The organism is Paenibacillus endophyticus, from assembly GCF_014192395.1.
In the GTDB taxonomy this organism is placed as follows: Bacteria; Bacillota; Bacilli; order Paenibacillales; family Paenibacillaceae; genus Pristimantibacillus; species Pristimantibacillus endophyticus.
This window is the reverse complement of sequence record NZ_JACHXW010000003.1, coordinates 95,503-112,166: the sequence shown is the minus strand read 5'-3', so window position 1 is coordinate 112,166 and position 16,664 is coordinate 95,503. Positions and strand designations below refer to the sequence as shown.

At 50.5% G+C, this 16,664-nt stretch carries 17 protein-coding genes; 9 read left to right on the top strand and 8 right to left on the bottom strand.

The window, feature by feature from the left end; translation table 11 throughout:
- Position 1: 1 nt before the first annotated feature.
- Positions 2 to 142: a hypothetical protein gene (locus FHS16_RS05970; RefSeq protein ID WP_183559925.1), complete on the bottom strand. Its 141-nt coding sequence runs from the start codon at positions 140 to 142 to the stop codon at positions 2 to 4.
- A gap of 174 nt (positions 143 to 316) precedes the next feature.
- On the opposite strand from FHS16_RS05970, the gene FHS16_RS05965 reads away from it, so the two are divergent.
- Together FHS16_RS05965 and yjbM are read left to right on the top strand one after the other, a co-directional pair.
- Positions 317 to 1,414 carry a quinone-dependent dihydroorotate dehydrogenase gene (locus tag FHS16_RS05965; protein ID WP_183559923.1) on the top strand — a complete coding sequence of 366 codons (1,098 nt, stop codon included), beginning with the start codon at positions 317 to 319 and terminating at the stop codon, positions 1,412 to 1,414.
- Positions 1,415 to 1,431: 17 nt separating this feature from the next.
- The gene (gene yjbM, locus FHS16_RS05960; protein WP_183559921.1) at positions 1,432 to 2,235 is read left to right on the top strand and encodes a GTP diphosphokinase; all 804 of its coding nucleotides are present in this window, start codon (positions 1,432 to 1,434) and stop codon (positions 2,233 to 2,235) included.
- An 84-nt stretch (positions 2,236 to 2,319) separates the two neighbouring features.
- Here yjbM and FHS16_RS05955 read toward each other — a convergent pair whose 3' ends face one another.
- Together FHS16_RS05955 and FHS16_RS05950 are read right to left on the bottom strand one after the other, a co-directional pair.
- On the bottom strand, positions 2,320 to 2,853 hold the full coding sequence (locus FHS16_RS05955; protein WP_246431651.1) for a PCYCGC motif-containing (lipo)protein: 534 nt from the start codon (positions 2,851 to 2,853) through the stop codon (positions 2,320 to 2,322).
- The gene (locus FHS16_RS05950) at positions 2,853 to 3,368 is read right to left on the bottom strand and encodes a thioredoxin family protein (protein WP_183559917.1); all 516 of its coding nucleotides are present in this window, start codon (positions 3,366 to 3,368) and stop codon (positions 2,853 to 2,855) included. Before FHS16_RS05950 ends, FHS16_RS05955 begins: the two co-directional genes overlap by 1 nt.
- A 141-nt stretch (positions 3,369 to 3,509) precedes the next feature.
- Between FHS16_RS05950 and FHS16_RS05945 the strand changes: the two genes are divergently transcribed.
- The 3 genes from FHS16_RS05945 to FHS16_RS05935 all read left to right on the top strand — a co-directional run bounded on the left by FHS16_RS05945 (position 3,510) and on the right by FHS16_RS05935 (position 6,786).
- A complete protein-coding gene (locus FHS16_RS05945) occupies positions 3,510 to 5,159 on the top strand; it encodes an RsmB/NOP family class I SAM-dependent RNA methyltransferase (protein WP_183559915.1) in 1,650 nt (549 codons plus the stop codon).
- A 1-nt stretch (position 5,160) separates the two neighbouring features.
- Positions 5,161 to 5,913 carry a pseudouridine synthase gene (locus FHS16_RS05940; protein WP_183559913.1) on the top strand — a complete coding sequence of 251 codons (753 nt, stop codon included), beginning with the start codon at positions 5,161 to 5,163 and terminating at the stop codon, positions 5,911 to 5,913.
- A gap of 75 nt (positions 5,914 to 5,988) precedes the next feature.
- On the top strand, positions 5,989 to 6,786 hold the full coding sequence (locus FHS16_RS05935; protein ID WP_183559911.1) for a Cof-type HAD-IIB family hydrolase: 798 nt from the start codon (positions 5,989 to 5,991) through the stop codon (positions 6,784 to 6,786).
- A gap of 541 nt (positions 6,787 to 7,327) precedes the next feature.
- Here the strand turns inward: FHS16_RS05935 and FHS16_RS05930 are convergent.
- A complete protein-coding gene (locus tag FHS16_RS05930; protein WP_183559909.1) occupies positions 7,328 to 9,142 on the bottom strand; it encodes a DEAD/DEAH box helicase in 1,815 nt (604 codons plus the stop codon).
- Positions 9,143 to 9,270: 128 nt separating this feature from the next.
- On the opposite strand from FHS16_RS05930, the gene FHS16_RS05925 reads away from it, so the two are divergent.
- From FHS16_RS05925 to FHS16_RS05910, 4 genes are all read left to right on the top strand, one after another.
- Positions 9,271 to 9,465 (top strand): YwbE family protein, encoded by a 195-nt coding sequence (locus FHS16_RS05925; protein ID WP_183560496.1) that lies wholly within the window; start codon positions 9,271 to 9,273, stop codon positions 9,463 to 9,465.
- Positions 9,466 to 9,517: 52 nt separating this feature from the next.
- Entirely contained in the window at positions 9,518 to 9,826 is a 309-nt protein-coding gene (locus FHS16_RS05920; protein WP_183559907.1) for a hypothetical protein, read from the top strand.
- A 139-nt stretch (positions 9,827 to 9,965) separates the two neighbouring features.
- Positions 9,966 to 11,171, top strand: a complete 1,206-nt coding sequence (locus FHS16_RS05915) for a GNAT family N-acetyltransferase (RefSeq protein WP_183559905.1) — start codon at positions 9,966 to 9,968, stop codon at positions 11,169 to 11,171.
- A 12-nt stretch (positions 11,172 to 11,183) separates the two neighbouring features.
- Positions 11,184 to 11,516: a cohesin domain-containing protein gene (locus FHS16_RS05910; RefSeq protein WP_183559903.1), complete on the top strand. Its 333-nt coding sequence runs from the start codon at positions 11,184 to 11,186 to the stop codon at positions 11,514 to 11,516.
- Between the two features lie 187 nt (positions 11,517 to 11,703).
- On the opposite strand, the gene FHS16_RS05905 is transcribed toward FHS16_RS05910, so the two are convergent.
- From FHS16_RS05905 to FHS16_RS05890, 4 genes are read right to left on the bottom strand one after another with little or no spacing between them, the layout of a single operon-like run.
- Complete coding sequence (locus tag FHS16_RS05905) at positions 11,704 to 13,002, bottom strand: alpha-glucosidase/alpha-galactosidase (RefSeq protein ID WP_183559901.1); 1,299 nt, start codon at positions 13,000 to 13,002, stop codon at positions 11,704 to 11,706.
- Positions 13,003 to 13,051: 49 nt separating this feature from the next.
- A complete protein-coding gene (locus FHS16_RS05900; RefSeq protein WP_183559899.1) occupies positions 13,052 to 13,936 on the bottom strand; it encodes a carbohydrate ABC transporter permease in 885 nt (294 codons plus the stop codon).
- A gap of 16 nt (positions 13,937 to 13,952) precedes the next feature.
- Positions 13,953 to 14,849, bottom strand: a complete 897-nt coding sequence (locus FHS16_RS05895) for an ABC transporter permease (protein WP_183559897.1) — start codon at positions 14,847 to 14,849, stop codon at positions 13,953 to 13,955.
- Between the two features lie 34 nt (positions 14,850 to 14,883).
- The gene (locus tag FHS16_RS05890; protein ID WP_183559896.1) at positions 14,884 to 16,542 is read right to left on the bottom strand and encodes an extracellular solute-binding protein; all 1,659 of its coding nucleotides are present in this window, start codon (positions 16,540 to 16,542) and stop codon (positions 14,884 to 14,886) included.
- Between the last annotated feature and the right edge of the window lie 122 nt (positions 16,543 to 16,664).

Here is a 16,664-nt window from a genome sequence, read left to right as displayed (position 1 = left end):
CTTACGAAGTGAAAACGAGAAGCAGAGCTACGGCAATGATAACAACGCCAACGATTGAGCCAATCCAAACAAGCGCTTTTTTGTTTACCTCATCCTTTGGCTTTGCTTTCATTGTTGCAGGTTTTCTTTTGGGTGAACTCATCGACAATCAACCTCTCTATTTCGGAATAATAATGAATATGTTCTCATTGTAATCGTTTTCTAGACAAGCCGCAATATAACAGACGCTTGCACCTTGTGTGCAGGCTCTTTTCTTTTTGCTGCAAAAAAGATAAACTGTCATGTAGAACATACAACTGAGATCGGAGTGGGTAAGTTGCTTTATTCTTCAATTTTAAAACCGATTTTTTTTCAAATGGACCCGGAGAAGGCCCATCATCTCGTCATCGATGGTTTGGCAGCCGGTGGAACAGTGCCTGGCTTGAATGGCATTATGCATGCGATGTATGGCGTAGCAGAGTCGCCTGAGCTTGCAACTGAGCTATTCGGACTTCGTTTCCCACATCCCGTGGGGCTAGCTGCCGGGTTAGATAAAAACGGCAAAGCCGTTGACGGCTTCTCCAGCGTTGGCTTCGGCTTTGCAGAGGTAGGAACGGTAACACCGAAGGGACAAGCTGGCAACGAGCAGCCCCGTTTATTTCGCCTTCCTTCTGATGAAGCGCTTATCAACCGAATGGGATTCAATAATGAAGGTACGGCCGCAATGGCGGCAAAGCTGTCCAAACGCAAAATAAACCGTATTCCAATCGCGGTCAACATCGGTAAAAACAAAATGACCCCGAATGAACTCGCTCATGAGGATTACCAAACCTGCATTCGGGACTTGTATACATATGGAGACTTCTTTGTCGTGAATATCAGCTCGCCTAATACGCCTGATTTGCGGGATTTGCAGCATGGAGAAGAGCTGAGAAATTTACTCAACGCCGTAAAAAAGGAAATAAACACACAAGCGGCGAAAATAGGAGCAAAAGCCAAGCCGGTGCTTGTCAAAATTGCACCTGATATGACGAACGAGCAGCTGGAGCTCACTGTAGCTACCATAATGGAAAGCGGCGTATCGGGTATTATAGCGACGAATACGACCTTATCCCGGACAGGGCTGCAGCATCCTTCCGCGAAGGAAGCGGGCGGCCTTAGCGGGAAGCCGCTTCGCGAGCGCTCAACAGAAGTGATTCGCGCCGTGTACCGCCAGACTGGCGGTCAGCTGCCGATCATCGGCTCAGGCGGCATTTTTACAGCGCAAGACGCATACGATAAAATCCGCGCCGGAGCTTCGCTGGTTGAGATCTATACGGCTTTGATCTACAAAGGGCCTGGCGTTCTCCGTGAATTGACGAACGGATTGAAGGAATGTTTACGCAAGGATGGCTACCGCAATATTGCCGAAGCAGTTGGAGCAGATCACGTTTAAGAACAGGAGGCGGCCGGATGGACGGTAGAGACTGGAATCTTTTTTTACAGCCTTATGAACAAGCGGTTGAAGAACTTAAAGTAAAGTTTAAGACGATGCGGGTTGAATTGAAGATAAGGGAAGCATATGCGCCTATAGAATTTGTCACCGGCCGGGTAAAGCGAATTTCGAGCATATTGGAGAAAGCGAAGCGGTTGAATGTTCCTTCTGACCAGCTGGACACAGGCATTGAGGATATAGCCGGCATTCGCATCATGTGCCAATTCGTAGATGATATCCATCGGGTTGCAGGCTTGATCCGCACGCGAAAGGATCTTACGCTTGTATACGAGAAGGACTACATTACTAACTTCAAAGACAGCGGCTACCGGAGCTATCATATGATCGTAGAATATCCGGTACAGACCGCGCTTGGCTATAAGATTGTCTTAGCGGAGATTCAAATTCGCACACTTGCGATGAACTTCTGGGCAACCATAGAGCACTCCTTAAATTATAAGTTTAAAGAGAGCCTGCCGGAGGATGTTAGGGATCGGCTTAAAAAAGCAGCGGAGGCCGCAGCGCAGCTGGACACTGAAATGACCAGCATACGCAAAGAAATACTCGATGCGCAGACAGAGTTCGAAGAGCAGTCCAATGTCGTCTCCAAAGTGCTCAACGGCATTCAGGACTTGTATTTCTATCACCGCGTCCGTGAAGCTGCGCAGTTCCAGATGAAATTCAACGAGAAGTTCGAGAAAGAAGATTACCACGAGCTGAACCAGCTGTCCCTTGATATTCAAGCAGCGATTGGCAAAGCAAAGAAGGGCAATCAGAGCTAATTGAATGTCAAAGGGGCTGTCCGGCAGGGTTAACGTAACCTGCTGGACAGCCCCTTCGTGCATCTTAGGCCGCAATCGGCAAAACTACTCGACAGATTTCTTAGGCTTGTACATGCCATCTATCGTTTCGCGAATTTCTTCGGCAGTTTTGCCTTGCTTGCTTAAAGCGATAACTTCTTCCATTTCTTTCTTGCATATGCCGCAGCTCGTGCTATGGTTGGTCCACGTGACGCTGCCTTCATCAGCGGGATGCTCTGCCACATAGCAGCGCAGGAGCGAATCATGCGGATTATCCACCTCAACGCCTTCCGCGCATCCGCAGTAGCAGGAAATACCGCTCATAATGTGAGCATGGTCATGAACGGCCTTGTACAGCTCGCTCGTATGGGGCGTATAATCGGATAGAAAAGCCGGCAGCTCGTCATAGGATGACGTCGTCTGCCAGGTTTCCGATCCATGCTGATGCTCAGCGCCTGCCTTGTCGTCATCCGCGAGGCCGCATGCAGTGAGCAGGGTTATAAATGCGAAAGCGAGCAATAAAGCATACAAGATGCCTCGAACGCGGGAGTGTTGGTGCTCCTGCGCGATCTGTTCATCCGTTAAGCGCTGACGCTTCATCAATTGGCTTCAGCTCCTGAATGTTTATTGAAGAAGGCTCTGAAATCATCTATGCTGTAACCGGTTGTGCCTTCCTCGGCGAGTCCGCCCTCGAGCTTGTCAACTTGAACGCCGTCTTTAAAATAGGCCAGCGTTGGCGTATATTCAACCTGGTACTTGTTAAAGTATGAAGGGAATTCTCTTAGATTGAATTGCGGTAAATCAATGCCAAGCTCATTGACAAGCGGCATGAGCTGCGGTGTTGTTTTTTGGCAATGAGGGCAATCGGAGGCGAATAGGTACACAAAGAAATCTTCCTTGTCGGCAACCTTCTTATCCAACACAGCCGGCAATATGATATTCTGGTAGTTAGGATCGTCAAGCTGCTTGCGTGTTGCAGGGTTGAGCTCAGACACCTTTTTGTCGTATAATGCGTTAACCTTGCCGCTGTTATTGAGGATGAAGATAAAGCCGAATAATAGGACGATGATTCCGATATACACATAGATCATTTTGACTTTTTGCTTCTTTTTCATGGGTGCGACTACCTCCGAAACGGATTTATATTGGACGAGCCTACGAATAGGGCATGTCCTTACTTTAATATATTATATAACAAAGCCACTATAGTATGTAAGAGGATGGGCAACGAAGAAAATTGGCAGGGGGAATACAGCATGATCGGCAATCTGCCGCGTAATTTCACGGAAAAGATGGAAAAGATACTTGGAGAAGAATATGACAAATTTATGTCATCCTACGACGCTCCAAGAGTATATGGGCTGAGAATCAATCGGCTAAAGCTCGATGTGAAGCAATGGAGGGAAATTTCTCCGATGAGTGAGGGTACCCGCCAGATCCCTTGGGCTGAGGATGGCCTCTATTATGCTGAAGGCGAACGCCCCGGCAAGCATCCTCACTATCATGCAGGGCTCTATTATATTCAGGAACCAAGCGCAATGGCGCCGGTTGAGCTGCTTGATGTGCAGCGGGGGCATCGCGTGCTCGATTTATGCGCGGCGCCTGGAGGCAAGTCGACTCAAATCGCAGGCAAGCTGCAAGGTTCCGGGGTACTGGTGACGAATGACAACGCCCGAGAAAGAACGAAGGCTTTGGCGAAAAATATCGAGCTCGCAGGGGTTCGGAATGCCGTTGTGCTGAATGAGGAGCCAGAAGCGATTGCAGCTGTTTTTACGGAATGGTTTGACCGAATTCTCGTAGATGCCCCTTGCTCAGGCGAAGGCATGTTTCGAAAAGACGAGTCCATGATTGGGGAATGGGAGAAGCATTCGATTCAGCGATGTACAATTATGCAGCATGATATTCTGGAGCATGCCGCAGCGATGCTCGCGCCTGGAGGCAGAATGGTCTATTCGACCTGTACCTTCTCTCCGGAGGAAAACGAGCAGCAGATAGCCCGTTTTCTGCTGGAGCATCCCGATTTTACAATTATTGCTGTTCCCCATATCGATGGATGGGAAGCAGGCAGAGCCGACTTAGCTGGAGATGTCGGAGCTCTAGGCGAAGAGCGATTGCTAAGCATTAAAGGAACGGTTAGGCTATGGCCGCATCGCCTTGAAGGAGAAGGACATTACGTGGCTGTGCTTGGCCGAAGTGGAATAAGGGAAGAAGCATCAGGCGCAGCAATCGCAGCTGCAGCAAGACCGCTCGCAAACGGCGCGGCTAAGGCTGCAAACGCTAAACGTGATGCGCTAAGCGCTGGAGTAAAGCACCGCGAGAAGAAGCTGGATGCCAGAGAAGAGCGGCGCGCAGCTAAGCGTCAGACGAGGAATGATTGGTTAAACGTGGGGACCGAGCGGAACAAGCCGAAACGAACAGTCGCACAGGGGCGCGAAGGTGAAGCTGCACAAATACAAGAAGCTAGCCCAGTTGAGCTATGGTACCAATTTGCAGAGCAATTCGCAGTTAACGCCTTAAGCTGGCCAGGAGTGCCTGTTGCATTCGGATCGCGTGTTTATCTGCAGCCTGCCGAGCTGCCTGCCTTGGACGGTTTGCGTGTCGTTAGGGCAGGTTGGTATGTCGGAGAAGCAGCCAGAGGCCGGTTCGAGCCGTCGCATCCGCTTGCCATGGGGTTAACGCAGGAGGAAGCTGTACGTTCAGTGAACTGGAGCGCTAGCGACGAACAGACGCTTCGTTTTCTTAAAGGAGAAACCTTGTTTGTGGGTGAGGCGGACATGAAGGTGCAAGCAGGTGCCGGTACCAAAGGCTATGTACTGATTTGTGCAGATGGGTTCCCGATCGGATGGGGCAAATATGCCGGAGGCATGATCAAAAACGAGCTGCCGGCTGGATGGAGATGGATGTAGAATGGGCAATCGAATACGGGTAGACAAGCTTCTAGCGCATATGGGCCTTGGTACGCGCAGTGAAATTAAAAGAGCGGTTAAGCTGGGTATGGTGGCTGTAGACGGCCGAATAGTCAAGGACAGCGGTCTTATAGTAGATCCTGATGCTGCAGAGGTAACGTACGACGGTACGCCTGTGATATACAGGGATGTCGTGTATTTCATGCTTAATAAGCCGCAAGGGGTTATATCTGCTACGGAGGATGGTCGCGAACGAACGGTGATTGACTTGCTGGAGCCTCAGGACCGTCTGCGTGATCCATTTCCTGTCGGCAGGCTGGATAAGGATACCGTTGGCTTACTGCTGCTGACTAATGACGGGCAATTGGCGCATGAGCTGCTGTCTCCGCGCAAGCATGTCGAGAAAACGTATGAGGCACTTGTGCTAGGTGAAGTCGGCGAGGATGACAAGCAAGCATTCAATGCAGGCGTAACGCTTGATGACGGCTATGAAACAATGCCTGCCAAGCTGCGGATTGACCGCTATGAGCAGCGGGAGGATGGCATGTATTCTGAAATTTCACTTACGATAATGGAAGGCAAGTTTCACCAAGTGAAACGAATGTTTGAAGCCGTTGGCAAGCAGGTCGTTTATTTGAAAAGAGTATCCATGGGACCGCTTCTATTGGATGATTCTCTTCCAGAAGGCTCTTATCGTGAGCTGACCGAAGAGGAAGTGGATTTGCTGCGATCTCATAAGCGATCAGTGCAGTGATTATTTTTTAAATAAGGTTACAATTGTACAATATAGAGAGCTAATTGAAGGATAGATTGGAATGGGAGTGGGAGAATGAGCTTGCAATATGATTTAATCGCTTTGGATGTAGATGGAACACTGCTAAGAGATGACCATGTGTTAACGGAGGTTATAAAGGAATCGGTTCAGGAGGCTGCAGGGAAGGGTGCTCAGATCGTACTGTGTACGGGCAGGGGACCATCTGGTGCGATTCCGATACTTAAGGAGCTTGGCCTAAACGGGACGGTTATTACCCATAATGGAGCTGCAACGATCAACGCTGACGACCAAACCATTGTACACCAGTTCGACATGGTGCCGGAGCACTTGCTCTGCTATGTCGCTTATTGCAGAGATAACGGCATCCATTTTGATTTGAACACAGCGTTTGAAATGATGGTTGAAAGCATGACTCCCGATGCAGAGGTCATGTACGGACATTATCAAGCAAGACCGACCGTGCAGGACTTCCGGCTTGGCTTACCGATAGGGCTCGTGAAATTTACGATATTCGGCTCGAAGGAGAAGATGGATGCCGTACAGGCGGAATGGGCCGAGTGGCCGAAGGTGCTGCACTTTATCCGAAGCGGGGATTTCTTTATTGACGTCCATCATTCGGAAGCGAGTAAAGGACGAGCATTGCAGCAGCTTGCTGAAATTAGAGGGATCGATCGCAGTCGCATTCTGGCCATAGGCAATTATTATAATGATATTACGATGCTTGAATTTGCAGGCATGGGCATTGCGATGGGAAACTCTCCTGATGAGGTAAAACGCGCTGCGGACGCAGTTACCTATTCCAATAGTGAAGACGGAGTAGCCAAGGCGCTTCGTGAATATGCGTGGTGCTGACTGGAAAAAACCGCCCGAGGCTGCAGCCTCGGGCGGTTTTTGATTAATATATAAGCATTTATATGATTTCACATATAAATGTGCTTATATATATCCGCGAAACGACTGCTTTTGCCACAGAGGACGGAGACAGCCGTTTACGCTTGTAGTCGGGTGATAACGCTTAGTAGAGGACAGATTTAGATATGATTACCAGAAGAATGAACAATACCAAAATTACGCCTAAAGACGTAAACCCTCCATGTACACCGGACATGCCAATTCCTCCTATTTAATGAATTTCCGACTCCGAGCAGTTATTTCTAGGTTAGTTTTCTCGTCATTCGGTATACCGTATCATATGTAAATTACCCCAGAACGATTGGACATTTGTCTCGGGTGCCCGACATTTGGGCATTTGCCCCACGGGTTCGCCAAGCCATTCAATACGGGTATCTCGGGGATAAATATAGGGGAAAGCAGCTGCCTATGCATGAGAGAAAAGTCCGTCAAAGAAAAAGACCGATTCCAAAAACGGAATCGATCTACTTTGTTCATCCGACTAGCGATTGCGCCCGCCGCGCGGCTTATTCGTGGAGCTGCCGCCACGCGAGCTGCTGCGTCCTCCAGAAGGAGCACTGCTGCGTCCGCCAGCTGAAGCATTGCCGCGGCTTCCGCCACGCCCGCCCGTTTGTGCTTTGCCGCGAGGCGCATTGCGCTCATTGGTAGCTTTCATATCTTTGCGTGTTGCTTCCCACGGACTATCTACTGAGGCCGCTGGGCGGCCTGCTGCATGCTCAGCGCCGCGCGGTGCGCCAAAACCGCCGCTGCGTGCGCCTCCTCGGGAGGAGCTTCCACGGTTCTCTGAGCGCTGGCTGCTGCCGCGGTTAGATGAACGTTCGCCGGATTGTGCAGAGGCGCTGCGTCCGCCTGCGCGCTCGGAGCTGGCGTTATCGAAACGTTCTCCGCGGCGTGCTGCCCAGCCAGTTGTTTCGTTGGTCTGCTCAGAAGCTTCGCTGCGAACCTCTGCCGTTCTGCCCGTACGTTTGCCAGAAGCCGCTGCAGGACGGAAAGTCTCGCGCCCGCCTCTGCGCCCGCCAGGCTTCGCGCCACGATCCGATGGGCCTGAACGGTCACGTCCGCGACGCCCACCTTCGGCCTTGCTAACGCCGCCTCCGCGTGTGCCGCCTTTGCCAGCAGCGCTGCGGCCTCTTTCCGGCCGATCGCTGCTGCTTTGAGCGCGGACCGAGGTCTCGTTGCCTTCGCCGTCAATGGCGCGGCGAGTAAGCTTGGCGTTGATGCTCTGCTCGATAAGCAGCAGATGGTTCTTATCATATGGCGTTGCTAAAGTAATGGCTGCTCCTTCTTGTCCTGCGCGGCCTGTTCTGCCGATACGATGAATGTAGAGCTCACCATCCTGAGGTACGTCATAGTTGTAAACATGAGTTACGCCTTCAACGTCTAAGCCTCGTGCCGCGACATCCGTCGCAACGAGTACCTGCAAGCGGGCATCTCTGAACCGTTTCATGACCTGCTCGCGCTTCGCCTGAGTGAGATCGCCGTGCAGCTCATCGGATTCAATACCAAGCTCCTGCAGCTCTTTGTTCAACTTCTTGGCGCGAACCTTCGTCCGGCAGAAAATGACGGCAAGATACGGCTGATGGCGCTCAAGCAAATGAACCAGTGCCTGCTGCTTGCTTCTGTCCGTCGTCTCATAGACGATTTGGGTAATGCTGTCCAAGGTGACATTCGTGCTGCGTACGCGAATATCAACAGGAGATTTCATGTAGTCTGCTGCCAGCTTGCGGATCGCATCCGGCATGGTTGCGGAAAAGAGCATCGTTTGACGCGCTTTCGGCGTTTGGGTAATAATACTTTCAACGTCTGGCAGGAAGCCCATGTGGAGCATTTGGTCTGCTTCATCCAATACGAGCATTTGCAGCTTGCCGAGGCTTACGGTCTCGCGTTTCATATGGTCGATAAGTCGACCAGGCGTAGCGACCACGATATGCGGCGAACGTTGAAGCTTGCGAATTTGGGCGTCGACATCCTGTCCGCCGTAAGCAGCGAGGACGCTAACGCCAACGGCAGGCACGAGTTTTTTGAGCTCGCTCGTTATTTGAATGGCAAGCTCCCTTGTCGGTGTTAGAATGAGGGCTTGCACCTGTTCTTTTTCTATATTAATCCGTTGCAAAATAGGCAACGCAAACGCAATTGTTTTGCCAGTGCCCGTTTGTGCTTGTGCGATGACGTCCTGCCCGTTGAGCAGCAGCGGAATCGCTTGCTTTTGAACCGGTGTCGGCTCGGTAATTCCATCTTGTTGAAGCAAATCGCTCAGCTTGGGAATAATACCCAAAGCGTTAAATGCGTTAGACATTAATACATTTCCTCTTTTCGTAAACATCGTTTGATGTTAAGTATAACAGTTGTCTATATAATGTGCATCTTTACTTTGCATATGCTATGCTATAAGCCAACATTAAGAGCAGCAGAGGAATGGTAACGATGAATGGTACAGAACGCGCAGCGATAAAACCGGGCTTGCAGGTCGATATTGTTTTGAAGCAGGATCAGCGAACAGGGAAGCTTACTCGCGGCATCGTGAAAGATATTTTAACGAATGCACCAAAGCACCCGCATGGCATTAAAGTGAGGCTGGCCGACGGCCAAGTAGGCCGGGTAAAAAACATTATGCCTTAAAGGCAGCTATCTGCATTGTAGGCAAGTGAATAGCAGCAGGGAGCGAATGGATATGGCATTCGGCATTAAGCGAAGCGAGATCGAGACATGGAAAGCAGCTGTATCAAGAGGAGAAGTCGCATTTCTAACTCATTATTGGCTGGATCCAAGATTTCCGGGGATGAAGACGGTGACTAAGGTAGGCTGCTCCGATCTGGAGAAGCTTGCAAGCTGGTGTCGTGCCAATGGATTGAATCCTAAATATATTCATGCTCGTGAGCAGTATCCGCATTTTGATTTGATGGGTGCGAAGCAGCTGGAAATATTGCGAAGCGCCAATCAGCGAGAGCAATTAGAGCGATTCGGGATGGTTGACGGTTAGTTGTGAATAGATTGGCCAGCTGCTCAGCGAGCAGCTCTTTTTTTTGTCTGCACTTACATTAGTTTTCTAGCGAACCTACTTGGCTTATATTATGATGAATAAAAAGAATGCTCATTCGCAATATTGGAGGAGAGTAGAAATGTCTGCAGAAAAAGAACAGCTGCTGTCTGCTTTTGGCAGGTGGACTACCTTTATTGCCGATCTGGGAAAATATGACGAGCGCTGTTGGAACCAGAGCGTGGCGAGCGGCAAATGGTCAGTCCGTGAGGTTGTAGCCCATATTTTGAAATGGGATGAGTACTTTTACAATGCTGCTATCTCCAAGATTGAAGAGGGGATTCCGCTTGCCATTCAGCATTTGGATTACGACCAATTCAATGATGCGGCAAAGGAGTATGGATTAAGCACGCCGGTATCCGAGCTCGTATCCGAAGCCATCGCTAACCGTCAAAGGATAATACTTACGATTGCTGCTTTCTCGGAAGAGCAATATGGCGGAGACTATATGGATGTCGATGGGCAGCCGTTTGAAACGGTACAGTACTTGAAAGATTTCATATGGCATGACAACCATCACGTTGAACCGATCAAAAGGCTTTTGCAGCTTCGAATCGAAGAAATGAGCCTGAACGGCTGGCCTGCGCTTCAAACGGTGATGTATGACGGCTGGCTCATGCGTTTCGCAGCTGGATATACGAAGAGGTCCAACTCGGTTCAAGCCTTGTATGGGCAAACGTATATGCTGGACACGAAGATTAGCGAATGCGAGCGGCGATACTCGATGCAGAATCTAAATACGGTATTTAAAGTTACTCCGTTCGTACAGCCTGCCAATCTCGACGAGGTGCTTGCAGCCCGAGGGTATGAGCGAATGGATCAGACGGTTATCAAAACGGTGCATATAGCAGATGTCAAAGAACCATCGCATGTTGATGTATGGCTTGAGAGTGAGCCAACGGAAAGCTGGTTGGATGCCTTAATGGTTTTTAGCGGCTTATCCGACAAGCAGAGGGCTATCACCCATAACATGCTTAAGCAGTCTCCGCTTATAAAATGTTTTGCTTCGCTTCAGGTGAACGGCATACCGGTTGCGGCGGGCTATGCAGCCATTGAGGATGGCTGGGTTGGGTTGTACGATATTGTCACAGATGTCAACGAACGAAGCAAAGGCTACGGCGAGCAGCTTGTGCTGCACCTGCTTCACTGGGGCCGGGAGCAGGGCGCAACGGAGAGCTATCTCATGGTCGTCAAAAATAACGAAGCGGCTAATCGGCTATATGACAAGATTGGCTACATATCGCAGTATGAATACTGGTACAGGGTGAAGCAATCTGCCCCGCTTTGAAATTCATCAATAGTGAATGCAGCGAGGACCACAAATATCCAATCCGATACCGAAACGGACTTGGAGCCGTTCGTCAAGCTTACTCCAAACGTAGACGGCGTAATCCCGGGTCAGGCGATTGAGCTGCAAGTGTCACTTGAGAATGACACGACAGCTGCCGGCGTCGATTTTACGCTTCCATACGATCCGGCACGATTCACTTACATCGGTTACACCAAAAATAATGCCCAGCAGGCGGTCACTGTCTCGAACGACGATACAGCCGGCAAGCTGCGGCTGCTGGCCGCACGTACGGGGTCGGGAACGTTATCTGTAGGTGCACCATTCCTGACAACGATATTTTAGGCTAAGGCAGATGTGTCTTCGGGGGAAACGAACTTCGAAGCATCGGCGGTTACGGCTTCGGATTTTGCATTTTTAACTTGTATATGAGCATCCGAATGATAGAGAGCTTGTAGGAACCACCCCAAATAAATAAGCAAGCAGATATCGTGGTCTGCACGACAGCCGCTTGCTTGGAAAAATTGCATGATTACCGGTAATTCGGCAGCAAATATTGATTGGCATCCAGCATTTCGTCGACCAGCGCTTTGATATTGTCGATAGGCAGCTCTGCTCCTGTGTGCGGGTCCAGCAGTGCCGCATGGTAAATATGCTCGCGTTTGCGTGTAACCGCCGCTTCAATCGTGAGCAGTTGCATATTAATGTTCGTACGGTTAAGCGCCGCGAGCTGCGGCGGAAGCGCGCCGAAGCGGGTAGGCGTGACGCCTTCGCTGTCTACGATGCAGGATACCTCTACGCAAGCCTCCTCCGGCAGATTCGATATAAGACCGCCAGTATTGAGTACATTGCCTGCGATTTTGAATGGAATGTTCGTCTCCATCGCTTCCATGATATAAGAGGCGTATTCATGCGTGCGCCTGTGGGTCACGGAAGCATTGTTGACAAGTCCATTCATCGCCTGTTCCCAATAAAGCTTATTGCTATCTCCCCAGCCTTTGTAATTTTCAGTTGGAATATTGTATTTCTCCAGAAGTTCCGGGTAGGCGTTCTTGATGAAATAAGGGACATATTCGGCTCCGTGCATGCTGGACTCGGTTACATAATAGCCGAAGGTGTTCATGATCTCGTACCGAACCATGTCATCATGCGGCCCTATACGAGCTGCTGCCCGTCGTTTGATCTCCGGATACAGATCTTCGCCGCTGCGCGTAATGTCGAGCAGCCAGGCTTGGTGGTTAATGCCGGCAATGCGCCAGCGTACATCCTCGGCGCTCATGCCCAGACCCTCCAGCAGCTCCTTCGCGCAAACCTGCACGCTGTGGCACAAGCCTACAGCTTTGACGCCGGTTTCTCGCAAAATAGCACCAGTCAGAATAGCCATCGGGTTCGTATAGTTCAGGAACCAAGCATCGGGGCAAAGCTCCTCCATATCCCTTGCAAACTCCAGCATGACGTCGATCGTCCGAAGACCCCGGAATAAGCCGCCCATGCCCAGTGTATCGGCATAGGTTTGTTTGAGCCCATACTTGCGCGGCATTTCGTGATCACTGCGAATGACGGGCTCGAAAGCTCCGACGGAAATCGCATTGATGACGTAGTCTGCGCCTTTAAGCGCTTCCCGGCGGTCAGCATAAGCCTTGATGGTAGCTTTGCCGCCAAGATTCTGATTTAAGTTGACCAGCATCTTCTCCGATTCCTTCAAGCGCTCCAAATCAATATCATGCAATGCGATGTGCGCATCGGCAAGCGCTGGCGTCAGTATGCAATCGCCAAGAACGTTTTTGACGAAAATGGTGCTTCCTGCACCGATAAATGCGATTTTTGCCATAGTTTCTCTTTACTCCTCTGTTGGTAGATGAAATGGATAAAGTTCGCAGTTAACCTTTAACGCTGCCCATTACGATGCCCTCCGCAAAATATTTTTGCAGGAATGGATAGACGAACAGGACGGGGAGTACGGCTACAAACACTTGAGCCGCTTTGGACGTACGATCGGATACCTCTGCCCATTTCAATATGTCCTGGGCCGCCATAAGCGACAAATCCCGATTGACGATTACGGTCTGAAGATAGCTTTGCAGCGGGTAGTTGTCAGGCCTGTTCATTAGAATCAACCCGTCGAACCACGAATTCCAGTGTGTCACAATGCAGAATAATGTCAGCGTAGCGACTGCTGGAGCGGAAAGGGGGACTGCGATCTGCCACAATGCCTGCCACCTGCTGGCCCCGTCGATCTGAGCAGCCTGATCAATTTCATCGGGCAGCGATTTGAAGAAGTTGAGCAACAGAATGACGTTGAAGATGGGTACAGCGCCAGGCAAAATCATGGCCCAGAATGTGTCGATAATGCCGGTCATCTTAATGGTCATATACCAGGGAATCAGGCCTCCGCTGAACAGCATCGTGACGACGAAATACCAGGCGTAAGCGTTGCGGAAGCGGAATTCATGGCTTCGCTTGGACAAAGGGTAGGCAATCAAGATGGTCAGCAGCATGTTAAGCGGAACGCCAACGGCCACCCGGCCCAAGGAAATCAGGAAGGCTCGACCGAACTCGGGCTTGCTGAGCACAAAGGAATAAGATTTAAGATTGAAGTCGACGGGCCAGAGGCTTACTTTCCCCGCGCTTACGGCAGCGCTGGAGCTGAATGAGATAGCCAGCACATTCAGCAAGGGGAAGAGGCAGGCAATGGCTACGGCGGTTAAGAACAAATAGTTGAACGCGAGAAACGTCCGTCTGCTTATCGAAGCGTGTTTTTTCATGGTCAACCCACTTTTCCTAAAAAATCCGATAGTTTGTCAGCCGATAAGCGAGCATATAGGAAACGCCGATCATGACGAAGGAAACGATTGATTTAAACAACCCGACGGCAGTTGCGACGCCATAATTGGCATTTTCAAGCCCGATGCGGAATACCAGCGTATCGATGATGTCTCCAGTCTTGTACACCTGCGGGCTGTACAGGTTAAACACCTGCTCGAAGCCAGCGTTGAGCACGTTGCCTAGGCTTAGCACCGACATCAGAACGATCATGGGAAGCAAGGCGGGGAGGGTGACATTAAGCGTCTGCCTCATTCTGCCTGCCCCGTCCATGGACGCCGCCTCGTATAAAGCGGGATTGATGCTGGTTAAAGCAGCGAGATACACGATCGTTCCGTAGCCGAACTCTTTCCAAGTATCCGTCAATACAAGCGTGAAAGGAAACCAATCAGGATCGCCGAGAAAATAAATAGACGGAATGCCTAGCAAGCTGAGCAAACTGTTCACAAGGCCTGTTGACGGAGAGAGAATATCGATAAGAATGCCGCTTAATATGATCCAGGACAAAAAATGCGGAAAATAAATAATCGTCTGGATGCTGCGCTTGAACAGCCGATTACGCGCTTCATTGAGCAGCAGCGCGAACAGGACTGGAACGACAATGCCGGCGGCCATCTTCATTCCTGCTATAAAGAAGGTGTTGCCGAGGACGCTAAGCGTCCCGGGCAGATGCAGCATATACTCAAAGTTTTTCCATCCAACCCACGGGGACCGAAACATCCCTTTGGACGGAACCAGTCTCTCGAACGCCATGATGATGCCAGCCATCGGCACATAGCTGTAGATGAACACCAGGAGAAAGCCCGGCAGTATCATCAGATGAAAGGGCAGCTCTCGGATGGTCTTACGTTTCATTGGTTATTCGCCTCTTTCTTGCCGGAGGCGCCCCTTACTGGGAAGCCAGCCAATCGTTCACTTCTCCGGTAATCGTATTGCCGCCAAGATCATTCCACTGGGCAACGAATTGGTCGAATTCGTCGATTGAGCCGCCCATGATAATGCGCGTAAACACCTCTAGCTGCAGCTTTTGAAGCGTAGCGTTGTTGTCGGTCATCCCTTGTGTAGGTGCGCCGTAGTAGGCGTCATCGACTAGCTGCACATTTTTGGAATAACTGTCAATGACCGATAAAGAGCCGGCAGGCCCGTACATCTGTTCATTGCCCCACAGCTTAAGGTCCCCCGCACGGAAGGCCAAGATATTGTCATAGTAGCCTTTTTCCTCTGTGTTCAGGCCGGAGGGATCATTCGCTTCCAATGCCTTGACCACGTTGAGATAGGCGTCGAGATTTTTGCGAGGTGCTTCGCCATAAAGGAGTGCGTATTCGAAAATGGCGGTGTTGTTGTTTACGCTGTAAATATCCGGCTGGGCAGTTTCGCCCCAAAGCTTCTCAAAGTCGAAGTTCAGCACCTTAACGGCTGCTTCCGGGTTTTTCGCTCCTTTTTTGACCACATAATACGTGTTGATTGCGAAAGGCACTTGGGCTTTGGCTGGCTGATCGTCGCTTGAGACGATCGAGATCGGTTTCCACTCCATTGTTGGGTCCGTATTTTTTCCGTCCTGCAGCCAGCCCGCGTTCCAAAAGAAACCGTAGAACAAACCCAGCTTGCCTCCGTTCGCAGCTTCGCTTACCTTAGTCGCGTCTTTGGTTCCGAATTCCTTGTCAAGCAAACCTTGCTTATAGAGCTCCTGCAGCTTAAGCAATGCTGCTTTGGTTTCCGGCTGTACGCTGCCGTAGCCCAGTTTTCCTGAGGCATCCTTCACCCATGTGTTCGGATAGGCATGAAAGCCGTTGAAGAAGCCTTGCATACCGGCGTAAAAGCCGAAAATATCCTTGTTGATGCCAAGGCCGTAAGTGTCGGCTTTATGGTTGCCGTCCGGGTCCTGCTTAACGAAAGCTTCGGCGGTTCTAGTCACGTCATCCATCGTTTTGGGCTCAGGCAGCCCGAGCTTTTGGAGCCAGTCCGTACGTACCCATAGGACATGTGTTTGTCCAAGGCCGGAGGTCATATTCGGCAGACCGTACAGCTTGCCGTCGAAGGTCGCGGATTTAATGGCATTGCCGCCGTCTTGCGACATAATGCCTTTGGTCAGCTCAGACCCATACTGCTCGTAGAGAGAGGTGAGATCCTCAAGAGCGCCATCCTCTACCAGCCGTTTCAGCTGGGAAGCGCTGACAGGCGTAATATCAGGCAGATCATCGGAAGCGATGGCGATGTTAAGCTTCTGATCGTATTGGGCGGTCGGCGTTGTCCATAAATACTTCACCTTCACGCCAAGCTCGCTCTCATAAGCCTTCGACCACACGTTGTTGTCGATGGATTCTCCTTCGCTGTACTTAGTTCCCTCGGTTATTCCTCGAACAGCCGTTACTTCAATCGGAGGATCGTATTTCCCCAAGGGCGTTAATGAAGCGGTGTCCTTAGGCGCGTTGCTTCCAGCCGCGCTTTCTTCTGGTGTAGTTCCTCCGTTATTACCGCTGCTGCATGCAGCCAGCGAAATTACGAGAAATGAAGATAGTAAAAGCGCAATTCCTTTTTTTCCATGCATCGTGCAGACATCCCCTTTCTGCTATCTTTATTCCTTTGCAGCGTAAGTATAGCAAACGCTAGCGAAGTGCCGTGAGTGGTTCAATTTTGAAGGTAGTTAGAATATTTTCCGCACCGCGGCGC